This window comes from Natronoflexus pectinivorans (assembly GCF_004345615.1).
Classification (GTDB): Bacteria; Bacteroidota; Bacteroidia; order Bacteroidales; family Marinilabiliaceae; genus Natronoflexus; species Natronoflexus pectinivorans.
The window spans coordinates 100867-123149 of sequence record NZ_SLWK01000007.1 but is presented as its reverse complement, the minus strand read 5'-3'; the positions used below and the strand labels follow the sequence as shown (position 1 = coordinate 123149).

General features: G+C 40.3%; 18 protein-coding genes. 13 read left to right on the top strand and 5 right to left on the bottom strand.

The annotated features are described in order from the left end of the window. Positions 1-53: 53 nt before the first annotated feature. The 3 genes from EV194_RS10735 to EV194_RS10725 all read left to right on the top strand — a co-directional run bounded on the left by EV194_RS10735 (position 54) and on the right by EV194_RS10725 (position 4033). Positions 54-1232, top strand: coding sequence for a glycoside hydrolase family 88/105 protein (locus tag EV194_RS10735; RefSeq protein WP_132434038.1), 1179 nt, complete (start codon positions 54-56; stop codon positions 1230-1232). A gap of 34 nt (positions 1233-1266) precedes the next feature. Beyond that, positions 1267-2235, top strand: coding sequence for a pectinesterase family protein (locus tag EV194_RS10730; RefSeq protein ID WP_243699394.1), 969 nt, complete (start codon positions 1267-1269; stop codon positions 2233-2235). A 175-nt stretch (positions 2236-2410) separates the two neighbouring features. Beyond that, entirely contained in the window at positions 2411-4033 is a 1623-nt protein-coding gene (locus EV194_RS10725; RefSeq protein ID WP_132434036.1) for a glycoside hydrolase family 43 protein, read from the top strand. Between the two features lie 238 nt (positions 4034-4271). Here the strand turns inward: EV194_RS10725 and EV194_RS10720 are convergent, their stop codons facing one another. Then, positions 4272-4946, bottom strand: coding sequence for a TonB-dependent receptor plug domain-containing protein (locus EV194_RS10720; RefSeq protein WP_132434035.1), 675 nt, complete (start codon positions 4944-4946; stop codon positions 4272-4274). Between the two features lie 224 nt (positions 4947-5170). Between EV194_RS10720 and rpsO the strand changes: the two genes are divergently transcribed. From rpsO to EV194_RS10690, 6 genes are all read left to right on the top strand, one after another. Next, on the top strand, positions 5171-5440 hold the full coding sequence (gene rpsO, locus EV194_RS10715) for a 30S ribosomal protein S15 (protein ID WP_079557140.1): 270 nt from the start codon (positions 5171-5173) through the stop codon (positions 5438-5440). A 410-nt stretch (positions 5441-5850) separates the two neighbouring features. Continuing rightward, positions 5851-7986 carry a polyribonucleotide nucleotidyltransferase gene (gene pnp, locus EV194_RS10710; protein ID WP_132434034.1) on the top strand — a complete coding sequence of 712 codons (2136 nt, stop codon included), beginning with the start codon at positions 5851-5853 and terminating at the stop codon, positions 7984-7986. Between the two features lie 209 nt (positions 7987-8195). Beyond that, on the top strand, positions 8196-8690 hold the full coding sequence (locus tag EV194_RS10705) for a hypothetical protein (protein WP_132434033.1): 495 nt from the start codon (positions 8196-8198) through the stop codon (positions 8688-8690). A 12-nt stretch (positions 8691-8702) separates the two neighbouring features. Beyond that, on the top strand, positions 8703-10844 hold the full coding sequence (locus EV194_RS10700) for a prolyl oligopeptidase family serine peptidase (protein WP_132434032.1): 2142 nt from the start codon (positions 8703-8705) through the stop codon (positions 10842-10844). Positions 10845-11282: 438 nt separating this feature from the next. Next, positions 11283-13010: a TPR end-of-group domain-containing protein gene (locus EV194_RS10695; RefSeq protein WP_132434031.1), complete on the top strand. Its 1728-nt coding sequence runs from the start codon at positions 11283-11285 to the stop codon at positions 13008-13010. A gap of 322 nt (positions 13011-13332) precedes the next feature. After that, on the top strand, positions 13333-15189 hold the full coding sequence (locus EV194_RS10690; protein WP_132434030.1) for an alpha-amylase family glycosyl hydrolase: 1857 nt from the start codon (positions 13333-13335) through the stop codon (positions 15187-15189). Positions 15190-15201: 12 nt separating this feature from the next. Here the strand turns inward: EV194_RS10690 and thpR are convergent, their stop codons facing one another. Further along, positions 15202-15759: an RNA 2',3'-cyclic phosphodiesterase gene (thpR, locus tag EV194_RS10685; RefSeq protein ID WP_132434029.1), complete on the bottom strand. Its 558-nt coding sequence runs from the start codon at positions 15757-15759 to the stop codon at positions 15202-15204. 187 nt (positions 15760-15946) lie between these two features. Between thpR and elbB the strand changes: the two genes are divergently transcribed. Then, the gene (elbB, locus tag EV194_RS10680) at positions 15947-16600 is read left to right on the top strand and encodes an isoprenoid biosynthesis glyoxalase ElbB (protein WP_132434028.1); all 654 of its coding nucleotides are present in this window, start codon (positions 15947-15949) and stop codon (positions 16598-16600) included. Between the two features lie 71 nt (positions 16601-16671). On the opposite strand, the gene EV194_RS10675 is transcribed toward elbB, so the two are convergent. The 3 genes from EV194_RS10675 to sucC form a co-directional block, all read right to left on the bottom strand. Beyond that, a complete protein-coding gene (locus EV194_RS10675) occupies positions 16672-17295 on the bottom strand; it encodes a DUF4294 domain-containing protein (RefSeq protein ID WP_243699393.1) in 624 nt (207 codons plus the stop codon). 112 nt (positions 17296-17407) lie between these two features. After that, on the bottom strand, positions 17408-18256 hold the full coding sequence (gene nfo / locus EV194_RS10670) for a deoxyribonuclease IV (protein WP_132434027.1): 849 nt from the start codon (positions 18254-18256) through the stop codon (positions 17408-17410). Positions 18257-18325: 69 nt separating this feature from the next. Beyond that, on the bottom strand, positions 18326-19516 hold the full coding sequence (sucC, locus tag EV194_RS10665) for an ADP-forming succinate--CoA ligase subunit beta (protein WP_132434026.1): 1191 nt from the start codon (positions 19514-19516) through the stop codon (positions 18326-18328). A gap of 197 nt (positions 19517-19713) precedes the next feature. Between sucC and EV194_RS10660 the strand changes: the two genes are divergently transcribed. The 3 genes from EV194_RS10660 (at position 19714) to EV194_RS10650 (ending at position 22283) form a co-directional block, all read left to right on the top strand. After that, the gene (locus EV194_RS10660; protein WP_132434025.1) at positions 19714-20256 is read left to right on the top strand and encodes an RNA methyltransferase; all 543 of its coding nucleotides are present in this window, start codon (positions 19714-19716) and stop codon (positions 20254-20256) included. A 118-nt stretch (positions 20257-20374) separates the two neighbouring features. Further along, entirely contained in the window at positions 20375-21376 is a 1002-nt protein-coding gene (locus EV194_RS10655) for a hypothetical protein (protein WP_132434024.1), read from the top strand. Positions 21377-21629: 253 nt separating this feature from the next. After that, complete coding sequence (locus EV194_RS10650) at positions 21630-22283, top strand: 3-keto-disaccharide hydrolase (protein ID WP_132434023.1); 654 nt, start codon at positions 21630-21632, stop codon at positions 22281-22283.

Below are 22283 nucleotides of genomic sequence, written 5' to 3'. Positions count from 1 at the left end.
CCCCTTTAAATCTTCAGATTTAAATAAATTGCAATTAAAATAAAACTTGAAGCATGAAAAAATCATTCCTTTTATTGGCTACTATGGTCTTATTGGTTAATTCCTGCACAAACTATAGCAATAAATATATTGAATGGGCTGAACGCATGGCAAAGTGTGACATGCAACGCAACCCGGAGGCTTGGATGATCGACTTCCGCAAAACGCCAAAATGGGAATACACCCATGGACTGATGATGACTGCTCTGATGGAGGTGTATAAGGAGACTGGAAACGAAGAATATCTTGACTACGTTCAGGGATTTGTTGATAAATTTATTTCTGAAGATGGTTCAATTCTAACTTATAAATTAACCGATTATAACATTGATCGAATTAATCCAGGTAAATTTATGATTGAACTCTATCAGATTACCGGAGAAGAAAAACTACTTAAAGCCATTGAGTTACTGAGAGAGCAAATGCGCCACCATCCAAGAACCTCTGAAGGCGGATTTTGGCATAAAAAAGTTTATCCCTGGCAAATGTGGTTGGATGGACTTTACATGGGAGCCCCATTTCTGGCTCAATATGGTGCCGTTTTTAGCGAACCGGATTTATTTGATGACATAGCACTTCAGTTTTATCTGGTAGATAAAAATATGTACAACCCATCAACAGGATTGTATCACCACGCATGGGATGAAAAACGGGAACAAAAATGGGCTGATCCGGAAACAGGTCTTTCGCCGGGTTTCTGGGGTCGCGCTTTAGGATGGTACGCCATGGGAATAGTTGACGCCACATCATGGTTTCCAGACGATCATCCAAAAAAACAGAACATGATTCAACTGATAAACCGCTTGGCTGAGGGAGTTGTTCGTTATCAAAATCCGCAAACCGGCTTGTGGTCACAAGTACCGGAACAACCCGACCGTGAAGGAAACTATGAAGAAGCAACTGCCTCAACCATGCTTACATACTTTCTTCTAAAAAGCACACGTTTAGGATATCTGGATGCTCAATATTTCGAATATGCAAAAAATGCATACAATGGCATCATTGAAAATCTTATCCGTGAAGATGAAGATGGAACCATCAGCCTAGAAATGTGCTGCGAAGTAGCCGGATTAGGTGGAAATCCCTTCCGGGACGGAACTTTTGAATATTATATCTCAGAACCAATACGCGACAACGACCCGAAAGGTGTGGGACCTTTCATTTTGTCATCCATCGAAATGTCATACCGTTAACATTTAATATATGATCAGCATCCTTCAAATATTTATGATGATCTGCCTGTTAGTGTCGCAAACGACACCAACTGAGAACCCACAATACCATTTTGTTGTGTCAACAGATGAATCAGGTGATTTCAAATCGGTGCAGGAAGCAATTATGGCTGTTCCAGATTTCAGGCGCAATGAAACCATCATATTTATAAAAGATGGGGAATACAAAGAAAAACTGGTGCTTCCGGCATCAAAAAACAATGTAACTTTCATTGGGGAATCATCTGAAAACACAATAATTACATTTGATGATTATGCGGCACGTCACAACCGTTTCGGTGAAGAGATGGGAACCACAGGATCTTCAGGATTCTTTATTTTTGGAAATGATTTTACAGCCCGAAACATCACTTTTAGCAACACAGCCGGGCCTGTAGGTCAGGCTGTGGCAGTAAGAATTTCCGGAGATAGAATTATTTTTGAAAACTGTCGTTTTTTGGGCTATCAGGATACACTTTATCCTCACAAGGCAGGGAGCAGGCAATTTTATAAAAACTGCTACATTGAAGGTACAGTTGATTTCATTTTCGGATGGTCAACCGCATGGTTTGAAAACTGTATTATATTCCCAAAAAATCGTGGATATATTACTGCTGCTTCAACCAATGAAGATACAAATCATGGATTTGTATTCAATAATTGCTCTATTACGGGCAACGCTCCTGAGCATTCGTTTTACTTGGGTAGACCATGGCGAGACCATGCACAAACGGTATTTCTGAACTGCTATATGAGCGAAGTTGTGCATCCGGCAGGATGGCACAACTGGAATAAACCGCTCGCAGAACAAACTGCTTTTTATGCTGAGTACAACTCATTTGGCCCGGGTGCTTCTCCCGAAACCAGAGTTTTCTGGTCGCACCAACTCACCAGTGAGCAAGCAGCCAAATATTCCATCGAAACTGTGCTTGGAGGAGACGACAACTGGAATCCGTTGGATAAAATCATACATACAAATCAATAATAATCATTTACATTATCAATAGATCGTTAGACTTCGAGATTATTAGACATAAGTAAGCTTCTTATTATCTGATAATTGCACAACATCAAGCAGAATCCGTAAACATTTGATAATTAATCAAATAAAAAGATTAACAAACTACTAATTATATAATTAACATATTAATCAGTTTAAAATGAGGAATATTTCACTTTTATCAGTTTTGCTGATATTAATTGCGACTGTTACCGCCCAAACCCCCTTCGTTTCTGATGTCTGGGTAGCAGACCAAGGCGACGGAACCTTTAAAAACCCCATACTTTACGCCGACTATTCAGATCCGGACGTAATACGGGTTGGCGATGATTTTTATATGACAGCTTCCAGTTTTAATGCCATTCCGGGGTTACCAATTCTTCATTCTAAAGATTTGGTTAACTGGGAATTGATCGGACATGCTCTGGATCGTCAAATGCCTTATGATCATTATTCAAAACCACAACATGGAAACGGAGTGTGGGCTCCAAGCATGCGTTATCACAACAATGAGTTTTACATTTATTATGGTGATCCCGATTTTGGAATCTACATGCTTAAAGCTGAGGACCCGGCAGGCCCCTGGAGTAAACCGCACCTGGTTCAGGGAGGTAAAGGTCTGATTGATCCTTCTCCTCTTTGGGACGATGACGGACGCGCCTATCTGGTTTACGCCTATGCAGGTAGTAGAGCAGGCATCAAGAGCATTTTGGTGGTGAGTGAAATGAGTCCTTGTGGAACTCATCTGTTGAACGAAGGCAAAATAGTGTTCGACGGACATGAAGCACATGAAACCATTGAAGGCCCCAAATTTTACAAATGGAACGGATACTACTACATTTTTGCCCCGGCAGGTGGTGTAACTCCGGGCTGGCAGGAAGTACTCCGCTCTAAAAATGTATATGGGCCTTACGAAAACAGAACTGTAATGCACCAAGGAAACACCAACATAAACGGCCCTCACCAGGGTGGTTGGGTTCAACTAGATTCAGGAGAACACTGGTTCATTCATTTTCAGTGTAAAGATGCTTACGGAAGAATCACTCATCTGAACCCCATGATATGGAATGACGGTTGGCCAATCATTGGCATCGACAACAATGGTGATGGCATTGGAGAACCAGTATCTCATCACCGCAAACCAAATGTTGGAGGCACTTTTCCTATTGTAACGCCTCCCGATTCTGATGAATTTGATAACGTAGAACTTGGTTTACAATGGCAGTGGCACGCCAATCCCAAAAATACTTGGGCATTTATTAACCCCGGAACTCAACAATTAAGACTCTTCTCTGATTTGATTCCTGAAGATGCTGTAAGTTATTACCAAGTACCAAACCTGTTGCTGCAAAAATTTCCCGGGGAAGCATTTACTGTGGAAACAAAAATGACATTCAACCCCAATGAAAACAAACTTGGCGAACGTGCAGGCGTAATTGTAATGGGTAGAAACTATGCATCATTTGCGCTTGAAGATCGTGAAGATGGCATCTATCTGGTTTACAACATCAACAACGGAGCTCAACACGGCGAGAAAGAAAAAGAAGTCTTTGCACAAAAAGTTGACACAAAAACCGTTTATCTGCGCATAAAAGTTGGTGCAGACTTTATGACAGAATTCAGCTACAGCACCAATGGTCGAAGATTCAGATCAATGGATACAAAATTTAGAGCGACTCGTGGTCACTGGATTGGAGCAAAAGTTGGTGTTTTCTGTACCCGTCAGCAAACCACCAATGATTCCGGTTTTGCAGATTTTGATTATTTCCGGTTTAGTAAATAAATAAAATCAGCAAAAAAAGAACATCTGTGTAATATTTGAAGAATTTTCAAGAATTATATGAGAGCCCGATTAAACCTTCTCTAATGAAACATTCGTTTAGAGTTGTTTAATAATTGGGTATCATAGCCAGCTCTGAAACTAGTAATAACATAATGGGCGAACGTTTCAAACAATACTGGAATAATGAGCACTTAAACTAAGTTGGCACGCGTATGCGTGCCAACTTAGTTAGCTAATCTCAATGCGCTCTGTGCGTCTCAATCAACACCACCCCATTCGCCCCTCTACTTCCGTAAATAGAGGCTGAAGAATCACGCAATACACTTATTTTGGAGATTTGGCATGGCGAAATGTGTCCAATTGAGTTTACAACCACTCCATCAATTACGTAAAGCGCACAGTTTGAAGTAACCACAGAACTCATCCCCCGAATAATAACTTCAGGTTCGCGCCCACCTGATAGTACCTGAACGCCCGGAAAACGCCCTTTAATCAATTCAAAAACATCACTATACATACAGAAATCTTCTCGTTTATGGTCTATCTGAGATGCTGCAAAAGTAACGTCCCGCTCGTTCATATAACCATATCCTACAGCCAACTGTCGGTTCTCCGGAGTATTCTTAAACTTAATATTTACCTCCAAAGTATCCGGAGTACGTCGATTAATTCGAACTCGTTCCCTATCAAAGACTTTTCCTGAAAAAGTTAGTACGTCGCGCTCTTCTGTGACTATTACAAAATGACCGGCTGAATCAGACTGAACAGCGGCTCCGGATTTTTTTGCACGTATCTCAATATTCGATACTGTGAAATCATCCAATGTTAGTACATAACCTTTTACAACCCGTTGTGCATGCATTCCACCTAATACAAGGAAGAAAAGCAATCCGATAATATAAAATCGTTTCATATCTATAGAATTTATTATTTCTAATTCATTGAACTAAACCGTATAAACTAATGGAAATTTTTTACGTAAAAATCTCACCTCTCAATTAAAAGACAGAAAAAACAAAAAAAACCCTTACTTCGAATAAAAAAATGATATAAAACAAAAAACCACTCTCGAATTCAATACAATTCATAAAAAAGAATTATATTTGCGGCTCAAAATAATTTTACAATCATATTGTTATGTATTTGAATCAAGAAGTAAAAAAGGAAATCTTCGCAAAGTACGGAAAGTCTAATACTGATACTGGTTCCCCAGAGAGCCAGATTGCATTATTTTCTCACCGTATTTCGCATTTGACTGAGCATCTCAAGTCAAACAAAAAAGATTATAGCACAGAACATGCGTTGGTAAAAATGGTAGGTAAGCGACGCAGATTGCTCGATTATCTAAAAGCCAAAGACATTAACCGCTACAGGGCTATTATTAAAGAACTGGGAATACGTAAGTAATCCGAAACTAACAAAAAGGCAACTCAAACTAAAAAGAGTTGCCTTTTTTAATTCACAGCCTATCCCTCCAACCAACGCTTCTTATCTTCAATTCTCTGTTTTGAACAAAAACTACAATAAACAGTTTCTCTATCTTAGTAAAAATCGTTCGTTTTTGCTTATCGTTTCCAGTAAAACATCGTTATTCAATAAAAATTCAATTTTGCATATCGTGCAGGATATCAATAAAATACAACTACAACATCACTGTATTATAACCCTCAATAACAACACATTACACAAAATAAACCTCTGCTAATCGAAAAGCATAATGATCTATTGCAGAAACTGTTTAACGAATATTTATCGATAAAAAGTTAATTGTCCATAGATATTATTCTATCTTTGGGACGAAAAATTTTAGAAAAGTTATGATTAAGTCAATTGAAAAAGTGATTGATCTTGGCGATGGAAGATCAATCGTGATAGAGACCGGAAAGTTAGCCAAACAGGCCGACGGCTCTGTCATTGTACGCATGGGTAACACATACCTACTTGCAACTGTGGTATCTGCACAGGAAGCAAAACCCGGCACAGATTTTATGCCGTTGTCTGTTGAATACAGAGAAAAATTTTCAGCCATTGGGCGTTTCCCCGGAGGTTTCCAAAAAAGAGAATCTCGTCCTTCAGACTATGAAATTCTGGTCTCCAGGCTTGTGGACAGAGCATTACGTCCTTTGTTCCCGGAAGATTATCATGCAGATACTTTCGTGAATGTCTCACTAATTTCGGCTGATAAAGAGAGTACTCCCGATGCTTTAGCAGGACTGGCAGCATCAGCTGCTTTAGCTGTTTCAGACATTCCTTTCAAGGGGCCAATTTCTGAAGTGCGTGTTGCGCGCATTGATGGACAGTTGGTAGTCAACCCCACTGTTTCACAAATGCAGAAAGCCGATTTGGACATCATCGTAGGTGCTTCCTACGACAACATAATGATGGTAGAAGGTGAAATGGACGAAGTTTCAGAAGCCGAACTGCTTGAAGCTATGAAAGTGGCTCACGACGCCATCAAAATTCAGTGTAAAGCTCAAATGGAACTGGTTGAAATGCTTGGCAAAAAGCCAGCCCGCGAATACAACCATGAGGAAAACGATGAAGAACTACGTGAGAAAGTTTGGAAAGAGACCTATGACAAAGCCTATGCTGTTGCAAAAAAGGCGAACCCAAACAAACTTGAAAGACTTAACGATTTCAGCCAGGTAGTGAAAGACTTCATTGAGGCCAACTATGTCGATGAGGAAGAGAGCGAAATCCCAATGGATTTGATAAAAAAGTACTACCACGATGTTGAAAAAGAGGCTGTACGCAGATTCATGCTGGATGAAAACGTCCGCATAGACGGACGAAAAATGGACGAAATTCGTCCCATTTGGTGTGAGGTTGATTGTTTGCCGGGTCCCCATGGAGCATCCATTTTCACAAGAGGTGAAACCCAGTCATTAACAACCGTTACGCTTGGAACCAAAATGGACGAAAAAATCGTGGACGATGTTCTTAACAGAAGCATCGACCGATTTTTGCTCCACTATAACTTCCCTCCTTTCTCAACCGGAGAAGCCAGACCATACCGCGGCGTTGGACGACGCGAAATTGGTCACGGAAACTTGGCCATGAGAGCTCTTAAAGGAATGATTCCTGCAGATAATCCTTATGTTATCAGGGTTATGTCTGACATACTTGAGTCAAACGGATCTTCATCCATGGCGACTGTTTGCGCAGGAACTCTGGCACTGATGGATGCAGGGATTAAAATTAAAGCACCCGTTTCCGGTATCGCCATGGGACTTATCACCGACACAAAATCAGAGAAATATGTAGTATTGTCTGATATTCTTGGTGACGAAGATCACCTGGGTGACATGGACTTTAAAGTTACCGGTACCACAAAAGGAATCACCGCCACACAAATGGATATAAAAGTGGCAGGACTTTCATATGAAATTCTTGAAAAAGCCCTTGAGCAGGCAAAAGCCGGTCGTTTGCACATCCTCGAAAAACTGGTTGAAACCATGCCAGAACCACGTGCCGACTACAAACCACACGCCCCAAGAATCGTTTCAATTAAAATTCCTAAGGAGATGATTGGTGCAGTAATTGGCCCCGGAGGTAAAATCATTCAGGAAATCCAAGCTTCTACCGGAACCATTTTGACCATTACCGAAGAAGGCATGTTTGGACAAGTGGACATTGCTGCCGATAACAAAGAAGCCATTGACAAAGCGCTTGACAGAATCAACGCCATTGTAGCCATACCTGAAATGGGCAAGGTTTACAAAGGAAAAGTTAAATCAATCGTACCTTTTGGTGCTTTTGTTGAGATTCTTCCTGGCAAAGACGGATTACTTCACATTTCAGAAATCGACTGGAAACGCATCGAAAAAACAGAAGATGTGTTAAAAGAAGGCGAAGAAATTGAAGTAAAACTAATCGAAATTGATTCCAGATCAGGAAAACTAAAACTTTCAAGAAAAGTTCTTCTTCCCAGAGACAATGACAAATCGAAATAGAGTAATTCTCTTATAAAGGTCAAACGCTGCCCCCATGGGCAGCGTTTTTTGTTTTCATCCTCCATTTTTTTTAATCAGAAATAAAAAACCTTAAAACTTTGGGTTGGATTTCTTAACTCAGCCACTTTTCATTAGAATTTCTAAAACAAATAGATTAAATTCGTGTTTTGGTATCATCTATCCATTTTTTCCATTTTAAATTCAACCTAGTGGAACACGAACCGCTAAAACTGCCTCAATGGTATGAAAACATAAGCGACATATTCCGTGACGTACCACGCGAATCGGTTCGCCATTACAACATAGAAACCATTCCAAGGCTAATGTGTACGCTCGATCATAAAAAAGATGAATGTGAAGAGTGCATGGAGAACTATCTGATTTTATACAAGATGCTGGAACATGCGGCAATTTGGGTAAAAGACGAAACACCAGAACTCAAACAATTTCAGAAACAGTTGCAAAACTCAGCAGTTCATCTAAAAAAGAAACACAACATGACGCCCAAAGGGCTTTTGCTATCAAGATACACCCTTTTTGGAATCGTTTCCGGAATAATCACAGCACTTCTCTTTAATCTTGGCGGCAGTCAGATTGAAATTCATGAACTCCTCATGCTTTTTATTGCAGGTGGAATGACATTGGGCTGGGTTTCTGGAAAAACTTTTGAAAGAATACTAAAGAAACAAGGAAAAATATTTTAATTAATTAAAACGATGAAACGAAAACTAGTCATTTGCGTTACCATACTGGCTCTAACAATTGCCGGCACTTCATGCCGACAAATGTCATCTCCCGATCTAACTTATCCTGAAACCAAAAAAGGGGATGTTGTGGACACATATTTTGGCCATGAAGTCCCCGATCCATTTCGTTGGCTCGAAGATGACCATGCACCAGAAACCAAAGAGTGGGTAAAAGCACAAAACAAAGTAACCAACGCATGGTTGCAACAGATACCATTCAGAGAAGATATAAAAAACAGACTGACCGAAATATGGTCATACACAAGGCAGTTTTCGCCCTGGAAACGTGGCGAAAATATCTTTTATTACCGTCATGATGGCATTAGAAACCACGCCGTTCTATATGTAAAAGAGAAAAACGGTGAAGAAAGAGTCCTGATTGATCCAAACCTATTTTCTGAAGACGGCACCACCAGTTTGGCTATGGCATCGGTCTCAAAAGACGGAAAATATGTTGCATATGGTATCAGTAAAGGAGGTTCAGACTGGAGAGACGTTTTCGTGAGAGAAGTTGCCACCGGCAAGGATCTGGACACACACCTAAAATGGATAAAGTTTTCTGGTCTATCGTGGGATGAAAACGGCTTTTACTACAGCAGATATGACGAGCCTGCTCCGGGAGATGAACTTTCGGCAAGCAATGAATTTCAAAAAGTGTTTTACCACAAACTAGGAACTTCCCAGGATCAGGATCTGTTGATTCATCAAGACAATGACAACCCCCAAATGAACTTTTCAGCACAGGTTGATGACGACAACAAATATCTGATGCTCTACTCAAGAATTTCCACACAGGGTAACAACCTGTTCATCCGCGACCTTAACAAGGGAGGTAATTGGATTGTAGCAGACACAGACTTTGAAACCCAAAGCAGTTATGTGGGAACAATAGGAAATGAAATACTTGTCCTTACAAACTATGATGCTCCCCGATACCGACTGATGGCCATAAATCCCAACAGACCCGATGTGGAAAACTGGAGAGAAATCATACCGGAATCCGGAAACGTGTTAAGATCTGTATCAACATCAGACAATTACATCATTGCCCATTACATGGTAGATGTTCAATCCAAATTAAGTCTTTATTCAAAAGCAGGCAGATACATTCGTGACATCAAACTGCCCGGGTCAGGATCTGCATCGGGACTCTCAACTTTTAGTGAAGAAGACGTTCTCTATTTCACCTTTGCATCCTTTACAACACCTGAGAGTGTATACAGAAAGGATTTGAAATCAACTAACCCACCGGTAGCTCACTTCGTTCCCAACGTAGACTTCAAGAGTGAAGAGTATACTGTAAACCAAATCTTTGTTGTAGCAGAAGATGGAGCAGAAGTCCCACTGTTTATAGTGCATAAGAAGAATATCGAGTTGGATGGCAGCAACCCGGCATTGCTTTACGGTTATGGTGGCTTTAATGTGGTGCAACCTCCAAGATTTGATGCACGTATTATTCCCTGGCTCGAAAATGGAGGTATATACATTCACGCACACATCCGTGGAGGAGGAGAATATGGCGAAGGATGGTATCGTGCGGGAATAAAAAAGAATAAACAACGTGTTTTTGATGATTTCATACTGGCCGCGGAATTTCTTATAGAATCAGGTTATACATCTCCCGAAAAATTAGCCATAATGGGAGGAAGTAATGGCGGTTTGCTGGTTGGTGCTGTGGCCAATCAACGCCCTGATCTGTTTGGCGTTGCGCTACCAGCAGTTGGTGTAATGGACATGCTCAGGTATCAATATTTTACAATTGGATGGGCTTGGGCTGGCGATTATGGAAGAAGCGATGACAGTGAAGAGATGTTCAAATATCTTTATGCTTATTCTCCTATCCACAATATCCCAAAAGGGGATCTGTTCCCAGCTACTTTGGTAACGACTGCCGACCACGACGACCGGGTTGTACCAGCGCATTCATTCAAATACATAGCCACTCTGCAGGATCGGTATAGTGGCCCGAATCCGGTACTCATCAGAATAGAAACATTGGCAGGGCATGGAGCAGGAAAACCTCTTTCAATGCAAATTGAAGAAGTGGCAGACAGGCTAGCTTTTACATTATTTAGCATGAATGAAACATGGAGTTCAGAAAAAAATAAGTAATTCAACCGAAAATCAGCTAAAGTTACTTGCAGATATAAAAAAAGTAATGAATATTTGCATCTAAGTAAAAGCATTAGCAATTATTGGATCAAGGCAGATTATTGGAATTATCAGAAAACACACAACACACTGTTTTTAAGCCAACTAAATAAATATCATAAAATTTAACAACATCGAAAACTTAATAAGAATGGGGAATCTAATAAATTATTGTTAATTTAGAGTTTTATTCGCCTTGAAATGTATTGGTAAGGAAATAAAAAAACAAATACTAAATATCTTTATGTTAGATTTAAAATAAAGTTTGTCCCTGCGAAAATGCTTTAACAGCCAACATTCACAATAAAAAGGGTTTGAAACTTTTATTTTTTGAAAACATTATTATATTTGTGTGTGAGATTTAGAATTAGTTCAAGAACAAATAATTAAGCAAACATTATGAAAAGAACGACAATCAAACTTTTTGCTTTTCTGGCACTAACTGCTGTAGTTTTTGCCGGATGCTCCAGTCTCGAGAAGATGAGACGAAATGCGGAGGATATTAGCTATACCGTTACACCTGAAGTTTTGGAGGCTCATGGGGGCCAGGTAAATGCAAACATCAGAGTAAGAATCCCTGCTGGATATTTTGACCGCAGAGCTACTCTGGAAGCTACACCTGTATTGGTATACGAAGGTGGTGAAACCGCTTTCCCAAGCTATACTATTCAAGGCGACCGTGCTGAAGGTAACCATCAGGTTATTTCAAGAGCCAATGGCGGCCAGGTTACCTACGAACAATCTGTTCCTTATAATGAGAACATGAGAGTTTCAGACCTTGTTGTGCGTATTCGTGCCACCAGAGGTAACAATGAAGTAGTATTTGAACCTTACAAAATTGCTGAAGGAGTTATTTCTACTTCTGCAATGGTTGAAGCAAGAGGAATTAAAAGCACTGTTGGTGCAGACCAATTCCAAAGAATCATCCCCATTACAAAAACTGCCGAAATTCTTTATCTGATTCATCAGGCTAACATTCGTAACACTGAGTTGACTAAGGATGAAGTAAAAGCAATCAACGACTTTATTGTACAAGTTCGTGATGCTGAGAACAAAGAATTCAGAGGTGTTGACATCTCTTCTTACGCTTCTCCTGACGGACCAATCGACTTAAACACCCGTTTAGCTTCTCAACGTGAGAACTCAGCTAAAAGCTACCTTTCTCGTCAGTTCACAAGAGCAAGAGTTGCTGATGCAAGTGACGCTGACTTCTTTGACCTGAGAACAACTCCTGAAGACTGGGAAGGTTTCAAGCAATTGGTTGAAAGAAGTAACATTCAGGATAAAGAGTTGATCCTACGTGTACTTTCAATGCATACCGATCCTGAAGTGCGTGAGCGTGAAATTAGAAACATGGCTAGTACTTTTGAAGTACTTGCTGACGACATTTTGCCAAAGCTGCGTCGTTCAAGAATGAGCGTTAACGTTGAAGAAATTGGAAAATCGGACGAAGAAATTTCAGATCTTGCCTCAAGCAATCCATCTGCCCTTAACGTGGAAGAAATTCTTTACGCTGCAACTTTAACTGATAACGTTGATGAACAACTTGCCATTTATCAGGCTGCTGCCTCTCAATTTGCAAACGACTGGAGAACTCATAACAACGTAGGTTATGCCCTTTACAAAAAAGATGACCTTTCTGGTGCTAAAGTTGCATTTGAAAGAGCTAACTCAGTTCAGGCAAACCAACCAGAGGTTATGAACAACCTTGGAGCAATAGCACTTCGTGAAGGAGATATTACCAAAGCTGAAGAGTATTTCGGTGCAGCTGCTGGTGCAGGAAGTGCTCTTGACAACAACCTTGGTGTTGTGGCTCTTAAAAAAGGTCTTTATGACGAAGCTGTTCGTTACTTTGGAAACAGTGTAAGCAACAACGCTGCTCTTGCAAAAATTCTTGCAGGCAACTATGACGCTGCTCTTTCTACACTTAATGCAAACACAGAAGAAGTTGGTCTTAAGTATTATCTAAAAGCGATCGTTGCTGTTCGCACCAACGATACAGATATGATGTTTGACAGTCTTCGTAAAGCAACTGATCTGGATGCTAAATACAAGCAATATGCTGCTACTGACATGGAATTCGCAAGATTCTTTGCAGATGCTACCTTCAGATCAATTGTACAATAATCTGAATATTGAATCATATATAAAAGGGATGGTCATTGACCATCCCTTTTTTCATATACTATAATTTGTTTTTTAGTTACTCCCGAGGCCTCGGGAGAACTCGCCAATCCAGTCATTGGCTACGACGATCTCGATTCCCCTGTGTGAGAAAAGCTTTGACTTCGTCGATCTGGCGATTCTCATGGCTCGTTTCAATATATAAAGAAAACATCAGCATTATATCTTTAAAAATTAACAAACTCTCTTCATATCCTCATAATTTATTCTGTATATTTGTAATAAACGCATCAATACACCGTTTTTAATAGCAAAATGCAATGCTATGAACCAGGCTGTTATCACCTCTATCATACTATTTTTTTCATTTTCATCCTTGTTGTCGGGACAAACAGGAAGAAACCAAATTGAATGCTGGCCTTCGGAATGGTGGATAGGTATGCAGAATAACAGGCTACTTCTGGTTATTCAAGGGAATAATGTGGCACAAAGCCAGGCTGGGATCAACCAACAAGGCATAACCATCAGGAACCAGTATTCTTCACAAAATCGTACCCACCTATTTCTGGAAATAGAAATATCAAATAACGCATCGCCTGGAATCTATCCAATTCGGCTTTCAAACAGAAACCAGGCTGTTGGGGTTGTAAACTTTACTCTCAATAACAGAGTCACAAATTTCAGTCCGGCCACAATAACGGGAGCTGATGCCATATACCAAATTGTTCCTGATCGTTTTGTTAATGCAGTTCCGGCAAATGATAACATAAACGGGTATTTTGAACGATCAGACAGAAGAAATCCGGCAGGCATTCATGGGGGAGATCTTCAGGGAATTATTAACTCCTCAAATTATTTGAGGCAACTCGGAGTTACCACCATTGAACTGACTCCGGTGTATGAAACGAACCAACTTGTTCTATCCTACGAAAGATTTTCACCTACGAACCACTACAAAGTTGATTCACGATTAGGTAGCATTAATGACCTAACCAACTTAGTATCTCATTATAGAACAAGAAATATCAAAGTAATTCTAACCAAAGTATTGCATAAGGCCGGAAACCAAAACTCGCTCATACAAAACCTTCCTGCACCAGATTGGATTTATCAAAGAGATAACATTCATTCCGGCAGCGACAACCCCATTGTCTTTGCTGATCCATACGCCAGTAGAGAAGATATCGGCCGGCAAACCAACAGATGGGAATCATTCGACTCGCCATCTCTCAACCATAATAACCCGGAGGTCCGAAGATATCTGATTCAAAATGTTCTTTGGTGGATACAGAAAACACAACCGGATGGTATTAAAATTGAGAAAACACACCTACTGCATCCCCAATTACTGGAAGAACTCTCACAAGCAATTACATTGGATTTTCCATCATTAAACCTCATAGCTACAGCTGAAACCTCATCGGTTGTTCATAACAAATACTGGAAAACCGGCGCCAATGGCGAATTCTCATTTACACATATAACCGATCAGCCTCTGTACAGAAACTGGATGGATGTATTTGCCGAATACAGCCGTCCGAATGATATGCTATTCAACATATACAAAACCAAAGCAAGAGACCGTGCATATACCGATGCTGCATCGCAGCTTATTTTTACCGGCGATAACCATGACCTTACCAGGCTCTTTACTCTTGCAGAAAAAGATTTAAGCATATTCAAAATGTATGCTGGTTTTTTACTTACTGCCAGAGGCATCCCATCCTTCCTCTACGGTTCGGAGGTCATGATGGAAGGACTGGCTGCACAAGGAACCGGTTTTTTAAGAGGAGACTTTCCCGGAGGATGGCCTGGAGATCAGGTGAGCGCATTCAACCCAAACACCCTCTCGAACCAACAACGTGAAGCTTTAAGATATTTCACCACTCTGCTTAACTGGAGAAAAAACAATCCGGAACTGATGACCGGTAACACCATCCATTTTGAGCCAAGGGATAACATATATGCTTACATTAGAGAATCGGATCACAAATTATTGCTGGTTATTATCAACAACCATATTTCATCCCCAAAAAGAATTGAACCCGGTAGATTCTCCACCTCAATAGGTAATATCGGTCAAGTTACAAACATTGCCACAGGTGAAGTTTCTTCTGGATTTGGCAATATCATCCTCAATCCGAAAAGCATCCTGATGCTTGAGCTGGTAAAAAACCAATAACACATACATAAGTCAGCAGATACAAAGCGACGCAAGCTCCACGTATTTAGCACCATCTGGTCGGAGTACACTTTCATAATAAACAATTTTTGATAATAAAACAGCATGATTCGCTGATGTGAATTTCCCATTAAAACTATCTCTGAACTTCTTTTCGTCTATCAACTGCTTTATTCTGCCAATGGTTATGTGTGCAACAAAGTCTCTTTGTTCAACTTTTATACCTGCTTTTTGTAATTGACTACTGAAGTATTGGTGTAAATCGTTCAGTACTAAGTTCTCTTTTATTCCAATCCATAAAATTCGGGGACTTTTCAGGGAACTAAAAACACCAAACCCGGACAGATCAATAATACTGGTTGAAAATTGACCAGTTAATCCTAACAACAAATCTGTGATTTGTTGTTCCATTTTAGAATTGGTTTCACCTATAAATGCGAGTGTAATATGCATTTGATTAACATCAACCCATTTCACATTTACCCCACGCAAATTTTTCTTAAAAAATTCTATTTCTTCCAGAAGAGGCTCAACTGGCTGAATTGGGACAGCGATAAAAGTCCTTTTCATGTGTCTATAATTTGTATTTTAAGGTCACATGGAACTCGCCAATCGAGTCATTGGCTTCGCCGATCTTCGATTCCCCTGTATGAGGAAATCTTTCTCATGGCTCGTTTCATAAATCCACTGTTTGCAATTGTTTCAGGATTATTTTAATTTAGTCATTGGATGTAAAACCTATTAAAATTACACAATCATGACAAAAAAGAAAATTGCAGTCATATTAGCAGGATGTGGTGTATATGATGGAGCAGAAATACACGAATCGGTTCTTACCATGTTGGCAATCCAGCAGGCCGGCGCCGAATATGAATTGTTTGCACCAGATATTGAGCAACATCATGTAGTGAACCACATATCTGGCGAAGAGATGAATGAAAAGCGCAACGTGATGATAGAAGCGGCCAGAATTGCCCGGGGAAATATTAAACCATTATCAGAACTTAAAGTAGAGAATGCAGATGCACTCATGATTCCCGGTGGTTTCGGGGTAGCCAAAAACCTTTGCTCTTTTGCAGTTGATGGCCCCGATTGCAAAGTCAATCCGGAAGCTGAACTGGTGGTAAAATCTTTCCATAAAGCCGGAAAACCCATTGGGGCATTATGTATCTCTCCTGCTTTAATCACAAAGGTTTTAGGAGCAGCAGAAGTAACCATCGGAAGTGATGAAGGCACGGCCGCAGCCATTAACAAAATGGGTGGAACTCATGTAAATACTACTCATGGTGAAGTTATTATTGACAAAAAAAACAAGATAGCCACGACTCCTTGCTATATGTTGGATGCAACCATCACACAGATTGCCGAAGGAGCCAGAAATATTGTCAACACTGTATTGAAAATGATTTAATGTAAGATTTAATATAGCAGATATGTGATTTAGCATATCTGCTATTTTAAAATCATCTTGCCAAACATCAATTAGAGTAGTCCCATATCGATTAACTGGATGATGTGCTCAACCATTTTATCATCCTGATCGGGATCGTATTCATCTTTTAGATTTGCACCAAACAAGCGTGCAATTCCCTGCCAAAAAAAGGCAGGCACTCCCCCTTTATACTCCCGAATGAGATTATAACTGGTATCTCCGGTCTCCCTGTCTATTAGCTTAATCAATAATCGTCCCTGGGTGAAAGTCAGTCTTCTCAAAGGATCTTCAAACTCAGCAAACAACTCACGCTCAGCACTTCTTAAATAGCGACGCCTCTCCCTGTCGTCCTTAATTTTTGCCATCTCATTATTGATTTCCAGCATTTTTTCAGCAGCAAGTCTAGCGTATGGAAGAGTCACCTTTACATTATGTGCCAAACGCCCATAACGCCTCTCTTCACGGCGATTCTGAAAGTTCCATGGCGGGATAATTCTAACCTCATCCAGCAAAACATGAGCAATGGTATCTCCATCCCTAATTTCGGAACGCAGATAGTGCAGGTTGATCAAGAGAGAATCGGTCTCCAGAATTGGTTGCACTCGTTGTCCGGATGCGCTCATCGAAATCAGAGCCAGAGCTGTTGATAATATAAGGAGACTTAGCTTTGTCATAAACCCTGCAAAGTTGATTTAAGGCCAAATAAAATTAATACTACGTAAATAGATTTGCAAAAATCAGGCCTTAATTAACATCACATGAGAAATGGTAAAAAGCAAACTATTTTTATAATTTGCTCCGCAACCATTCAATTTCCTTTTCCCACAAGCTTTCATCAGGAGTTTCCAAAACAATCGGGATTGCTGAAAACCGATCATCACGAATAAAACGTTTAAAAAAGTCTTTCCCCATCAATCCCTGCCCCAGGCTGTCATGCCTGTCCACCCTACTACCTAAAGGCTTTTTACTGTCATTTAAATGAATACCTTTTAAATAATCTGCACCAACGATTTCATCGAATTTCTTCCAGGTTTCTGCATAACCATCAGCATCCACAATATCATAACCGGCAGTGTAGGCATGGCAGGTGTCAATACAAACTCCAACACGGCTTTTGTCTTCAACCCCGTTAATGATTTGGGCCAGATGTTCAAACTTATAACCCATGTTGGTTCCTTGTCCGGAGGTATTCTCAATAACCGCCGTAACTCCCTTTGTTTTATCCAGCACAAAATTGATTGATTCAGCAATTCGTTTCAGACATTCGTCCTCTGTGATTTCGTTCAGATGACTTCCCGGATGAAAGTTGAGCAGCTGCAAACCTAATTGTTCACATCGTTGCATTTCATCCAAAAATGCTTTTCGGGATTTTTCAATCCCTTCACGTTTAGGATGTCCCAAATTAATCAGATAACTGTCATGCGGCAAAATAAAGGCCGGATCGAGATGGTTCTCCTCGCAGTGTTGTTTAAACAAATCAATGCTGCCGGAAGACAAGGGTTTTGCCACCCATTGACGTTGGTTTTTGGTAAATAAAGCAAAAGCATTTCCACCAATTGCCGCTGCATTGAGGGGAGCGTTTTCAACTCCACCTGCAGCACTTACATGGGCACCTATATATCTGGGTTTACTCATACTAAAAAAGCTGTTGATATGAATGAATCTGTTATGGTTCCTAAATTGCTCTTGATCCTAACAAGACATTTAGTTTACTAAAGATTTCACCAATTGTGCAGCTTCTTCAAGCGTTATGGCAGAATAAACCTTCAGGCCAGAATTGTCAATCACATCCTTTCCTTCCTGAGCATTGGTTCCCTGAAGGCGGACAATTACAGGCACATTGATATTTCCTAATTTCTTATAGGCTTCAACCACTCCGTTGGCAACCCGGTCGCAACGAACAATACCTCCAAAAATATTTATCAGAACAGCTTTCACATTCTCATCGGAAAGAATAATTTTCAATCCGGCCTCAACGGTTTGTGCATTGGCTCCTCCACCAACATCAAGAAAATTAGCCGGATCGCCACCTGATAATTTGATGATATCCATGGTTGCCATAGCCAATCCGGCTCCATTTACCATACACCCTACATTGCCGTCAAGCTTGACAAAATTAAGGTCGTTTTTGCCAGCTTCCACTTCAGCAGCATCTTCTTCAGAAATGTCTCGCATAGCAGCAATTTCAGGATGGCGATACAATGCGTTGTCATCTATGTTAACCTTGGCATCCACAGCCAGAATTTTTTCATCGGTTGTTTTCAATACCGGATTGATTTCAAAAAGTGAAGCATCACAAAAGAGATAAGACTGATATAAACTTCTTACAAAGCGAGTCATTTCTGATGCGGCTTTCCCGGACAATCCCAAATTATAGGCAATTCGTCTGGTTTGAAATGGCAAAATTCCTAATGCAGGGTCAATTGGCTCGCGGAAAATTCTGTCAGGTCGTGTTGCGGCAACCTCTTCAATATCCACGCCTCCATCTGGAGAATACATCACCACGTTTTTCCCCGATCGCCTGTCGAGCAGAATACTCATGTAAAACTCCTCCTTTTCAACAGACCCTGGATAATAAACATCCTGAGCAACAAGCACTTTATGCACTTGCTTACCGGCTGGTCCGGTTTGTGGTGTTACCAGTTGCATGCCGATAATCTGACCTGCAATTTCTTTAACCTCATCAAGACTTTTTGCCAGCTTTACTCCTCCCCCTTTTCCACGACCTCCGGCATGAATCTGAGCTTTAATTACCCACCACGAAGTGCCTGTGAGTTTCTGCAATTCCTTTGCAGCGATTACCGCCTCATTGGGACTTGATACAACAATGCCTTCCTGAATGGTAACACCATTCTGCTTTAAAATGGATTTAGCCTGATATTCATGAATATTCATAACCTAAGATTTAATGAAGTGCAGTATTTCTCTTTTTGAGCACTCCCGGTGGATTAATTATGGTTCAATTTAAATATTTTTAAAAAATCTGCAAATTTTAGCATTTAACATTTTGCTATTTAAACCTGCAAAATGGCTGTTATAATTTCTACTTTTGTAATGACAAAACTCCGTTGTAGAACTGAAATCAAAACTTAATGCGAAAACTCCGTATTACTGAATTAAACAGATTAACCCCGGAAGAGTTTAAAGCAACCGGAAAAATTGAAGTGGTTATCATACTGGATAATGTAAGAAGTCTGCACAATGTTGGAAGCATTTTTCGCACCGCAGATGCTTTTTGCATTAAAAGCATCTGTTTGTGTGGCATTACTGCCACACCGCCACACAATGAAATCCACAAAACTGCGCTAGGTGCCGAAGATACTGTTTCATGGGAGTATTTTGAAAAAACGGAAGATGCTGTAATTGAACTCATAAAAAACAACTATCGAATAGTTGGAATTGAACAGGTTGAAAACAGCATCCAACTGAATCATTTCTCATTTAATGCATCTGAAAAATATGCCATAATTTTTGGCAATGAAGTAAAAGGGGTTCAACAAGCGGTCATTAATATGTGTAACGATTGTGTTGAAATACCCCAGTTTGGGACGAAACATTCTTTGAATGTTTCGGTATCAGCAGGAGTTGTTTTGTGGGAAATGGCCAAAAAGATCCACCCCAAGCTCAACGCTTAAACTCAAAAAACATACATTCATCAACAAACTGAATCTGTTTGCAAATATAAGATTGACATTGGGAGAATGCGATTATAATTTTGGTAACACAAAATTTTCAAACCAAAACAATATTGTTATGAATCGCAATCATCAATCCATTCTACTATTCATCCTCTTATTTTCGTTTGTATCCTCCCCTATTTTTGGACAAGGATTACTGGAACGTGCCACCCGAAGAGCTGCAGAACGACTTGAACAAAAAACAGAGGAGAGAATCGATCGCAAAGTTGACGATGCCATCGACCGGAGTTTAGATAATGTTGAATCTTCAGTGGAGCGTGACGAGCCAGACAGAGATCAAAGGTCGGCAACACGTGAAAGAAGAGCTGAGGAACGTGAAGAACGTTCACAGCGAAGATTCCAGTCCATGATGAGCAGCATGGGCGTATCAGGCGAACCTGTTCCCATTGAAGATCAATACCGATTTCATTCTACTCTACGTATGAATATGCAAATGTACGACGGCGATGGAACTCTTCAAAACGATGGTGATTTTATCACCTATGTATCCAGCAACAGTGAACACCTGGCTTATGAATTTATTTCAGGCAACACCCAAGCCATAGGCACTGTAGAAGAAGGCGGAACCATCATTGTTGACACAAAAAACAAAGCCACGATTGTTCTCACACAGGAACGTGGGAAAAAAACCGGCATCGCGTATGGTTCAGATGCCATGAACCTTTTTACAGGTGTGGACGACTCCCTGTATGATGAGGACGATGATATTGAACCTGAAACCAACCCAAAATTCCGAAAAACCGGCCGTACCAAGACCATCCATGGCCATCGTTGCGAAGAATGGGAGTTTTCAGATGACGAAGGAAAAGGAACATTTTGGATAGCTCCAAACTTCCAGGGCGATTCCAGACACTTATTTGGTTCAGTATTTACCGTATCGGCTGTTGCCCAGGGACAACCTTCGGGCTTTATTATGGAAAGCGAATATACCGAACATGAAAGCGGAGAAAGAAATGTTATGAAAGTAACCGAGATTAATGACCGTGCCAATGTCACATTCAACATGGCTGACTATGAAATAACCAATATTGGGTCGTTTAACATGGCTGATAAGTAACGACACAAATAGTAACAGACTCTTTAACGATAAATTTAACCACAAAGGTCACGGAGACTACACAAAGTTCACAATTTGAAATCATTGACAAATATTTCTTCATGAACTTTGTGAAATTCTTAGTGATTTTTGTGGTTTTTATTTGAAATTTGAATAATTGCAGAATTCTTTTTAAACAAAAGAGTTTCGCAATAAGTTAATATTCATAACGCGGATAATTACTATATTTATTGACAAACAAACCATACATATTATGAAAACTCAGAAGATATTTATTATCGTAATTTTGCTATTAATTAACAGCTCCTTTTACGCTCAAACCTCCATCAGTTTATTTAATGAAGAAAGTTCGTCAGACTGGCACAAGGTTCTGCAATCTGAAGCTGATCCGGACACAGTTTTCTTTTTCAGTGATTGCATCTTGAACGCCAAAGGAGATCCCTTTGCCTACATCAGAACCACAGAAAAATATGAAAACTACGAACTGAATCTTGAATGGCGCTGGGTAGAAAACGCCACCAACAGTGGCGTTTTGCTGGCAATTACAGGTGAAGATGCTGTTTGGCCGCATTGCATTGAAGCTCAGCTGCGCGATCAAAGTGCGGGAGACCTTGTGCTTATGCACGAAGGAGCAAAAGCGACTGTTAATGGAGTTAAGCATCAGGTCGACCCCAATGTGAGATGGGTTTCAGTAGTGGAAAAGTTCGAAGAGGCATCTGAAAAAGACCATGGAGAGTGGAATCATTATCGCATCAGATTTTATAACGGTGACCTAAAACTATGGGTAAATGGGATTCTCCAAATGTCCGCCTCAAAGGTTCACCCAACCAATGGATATATTGGCTTGCAAAGTGAAGGGTCATGGATTCAGTTCAGAAATATAGCCCTGACACCACTTGTCTACTGA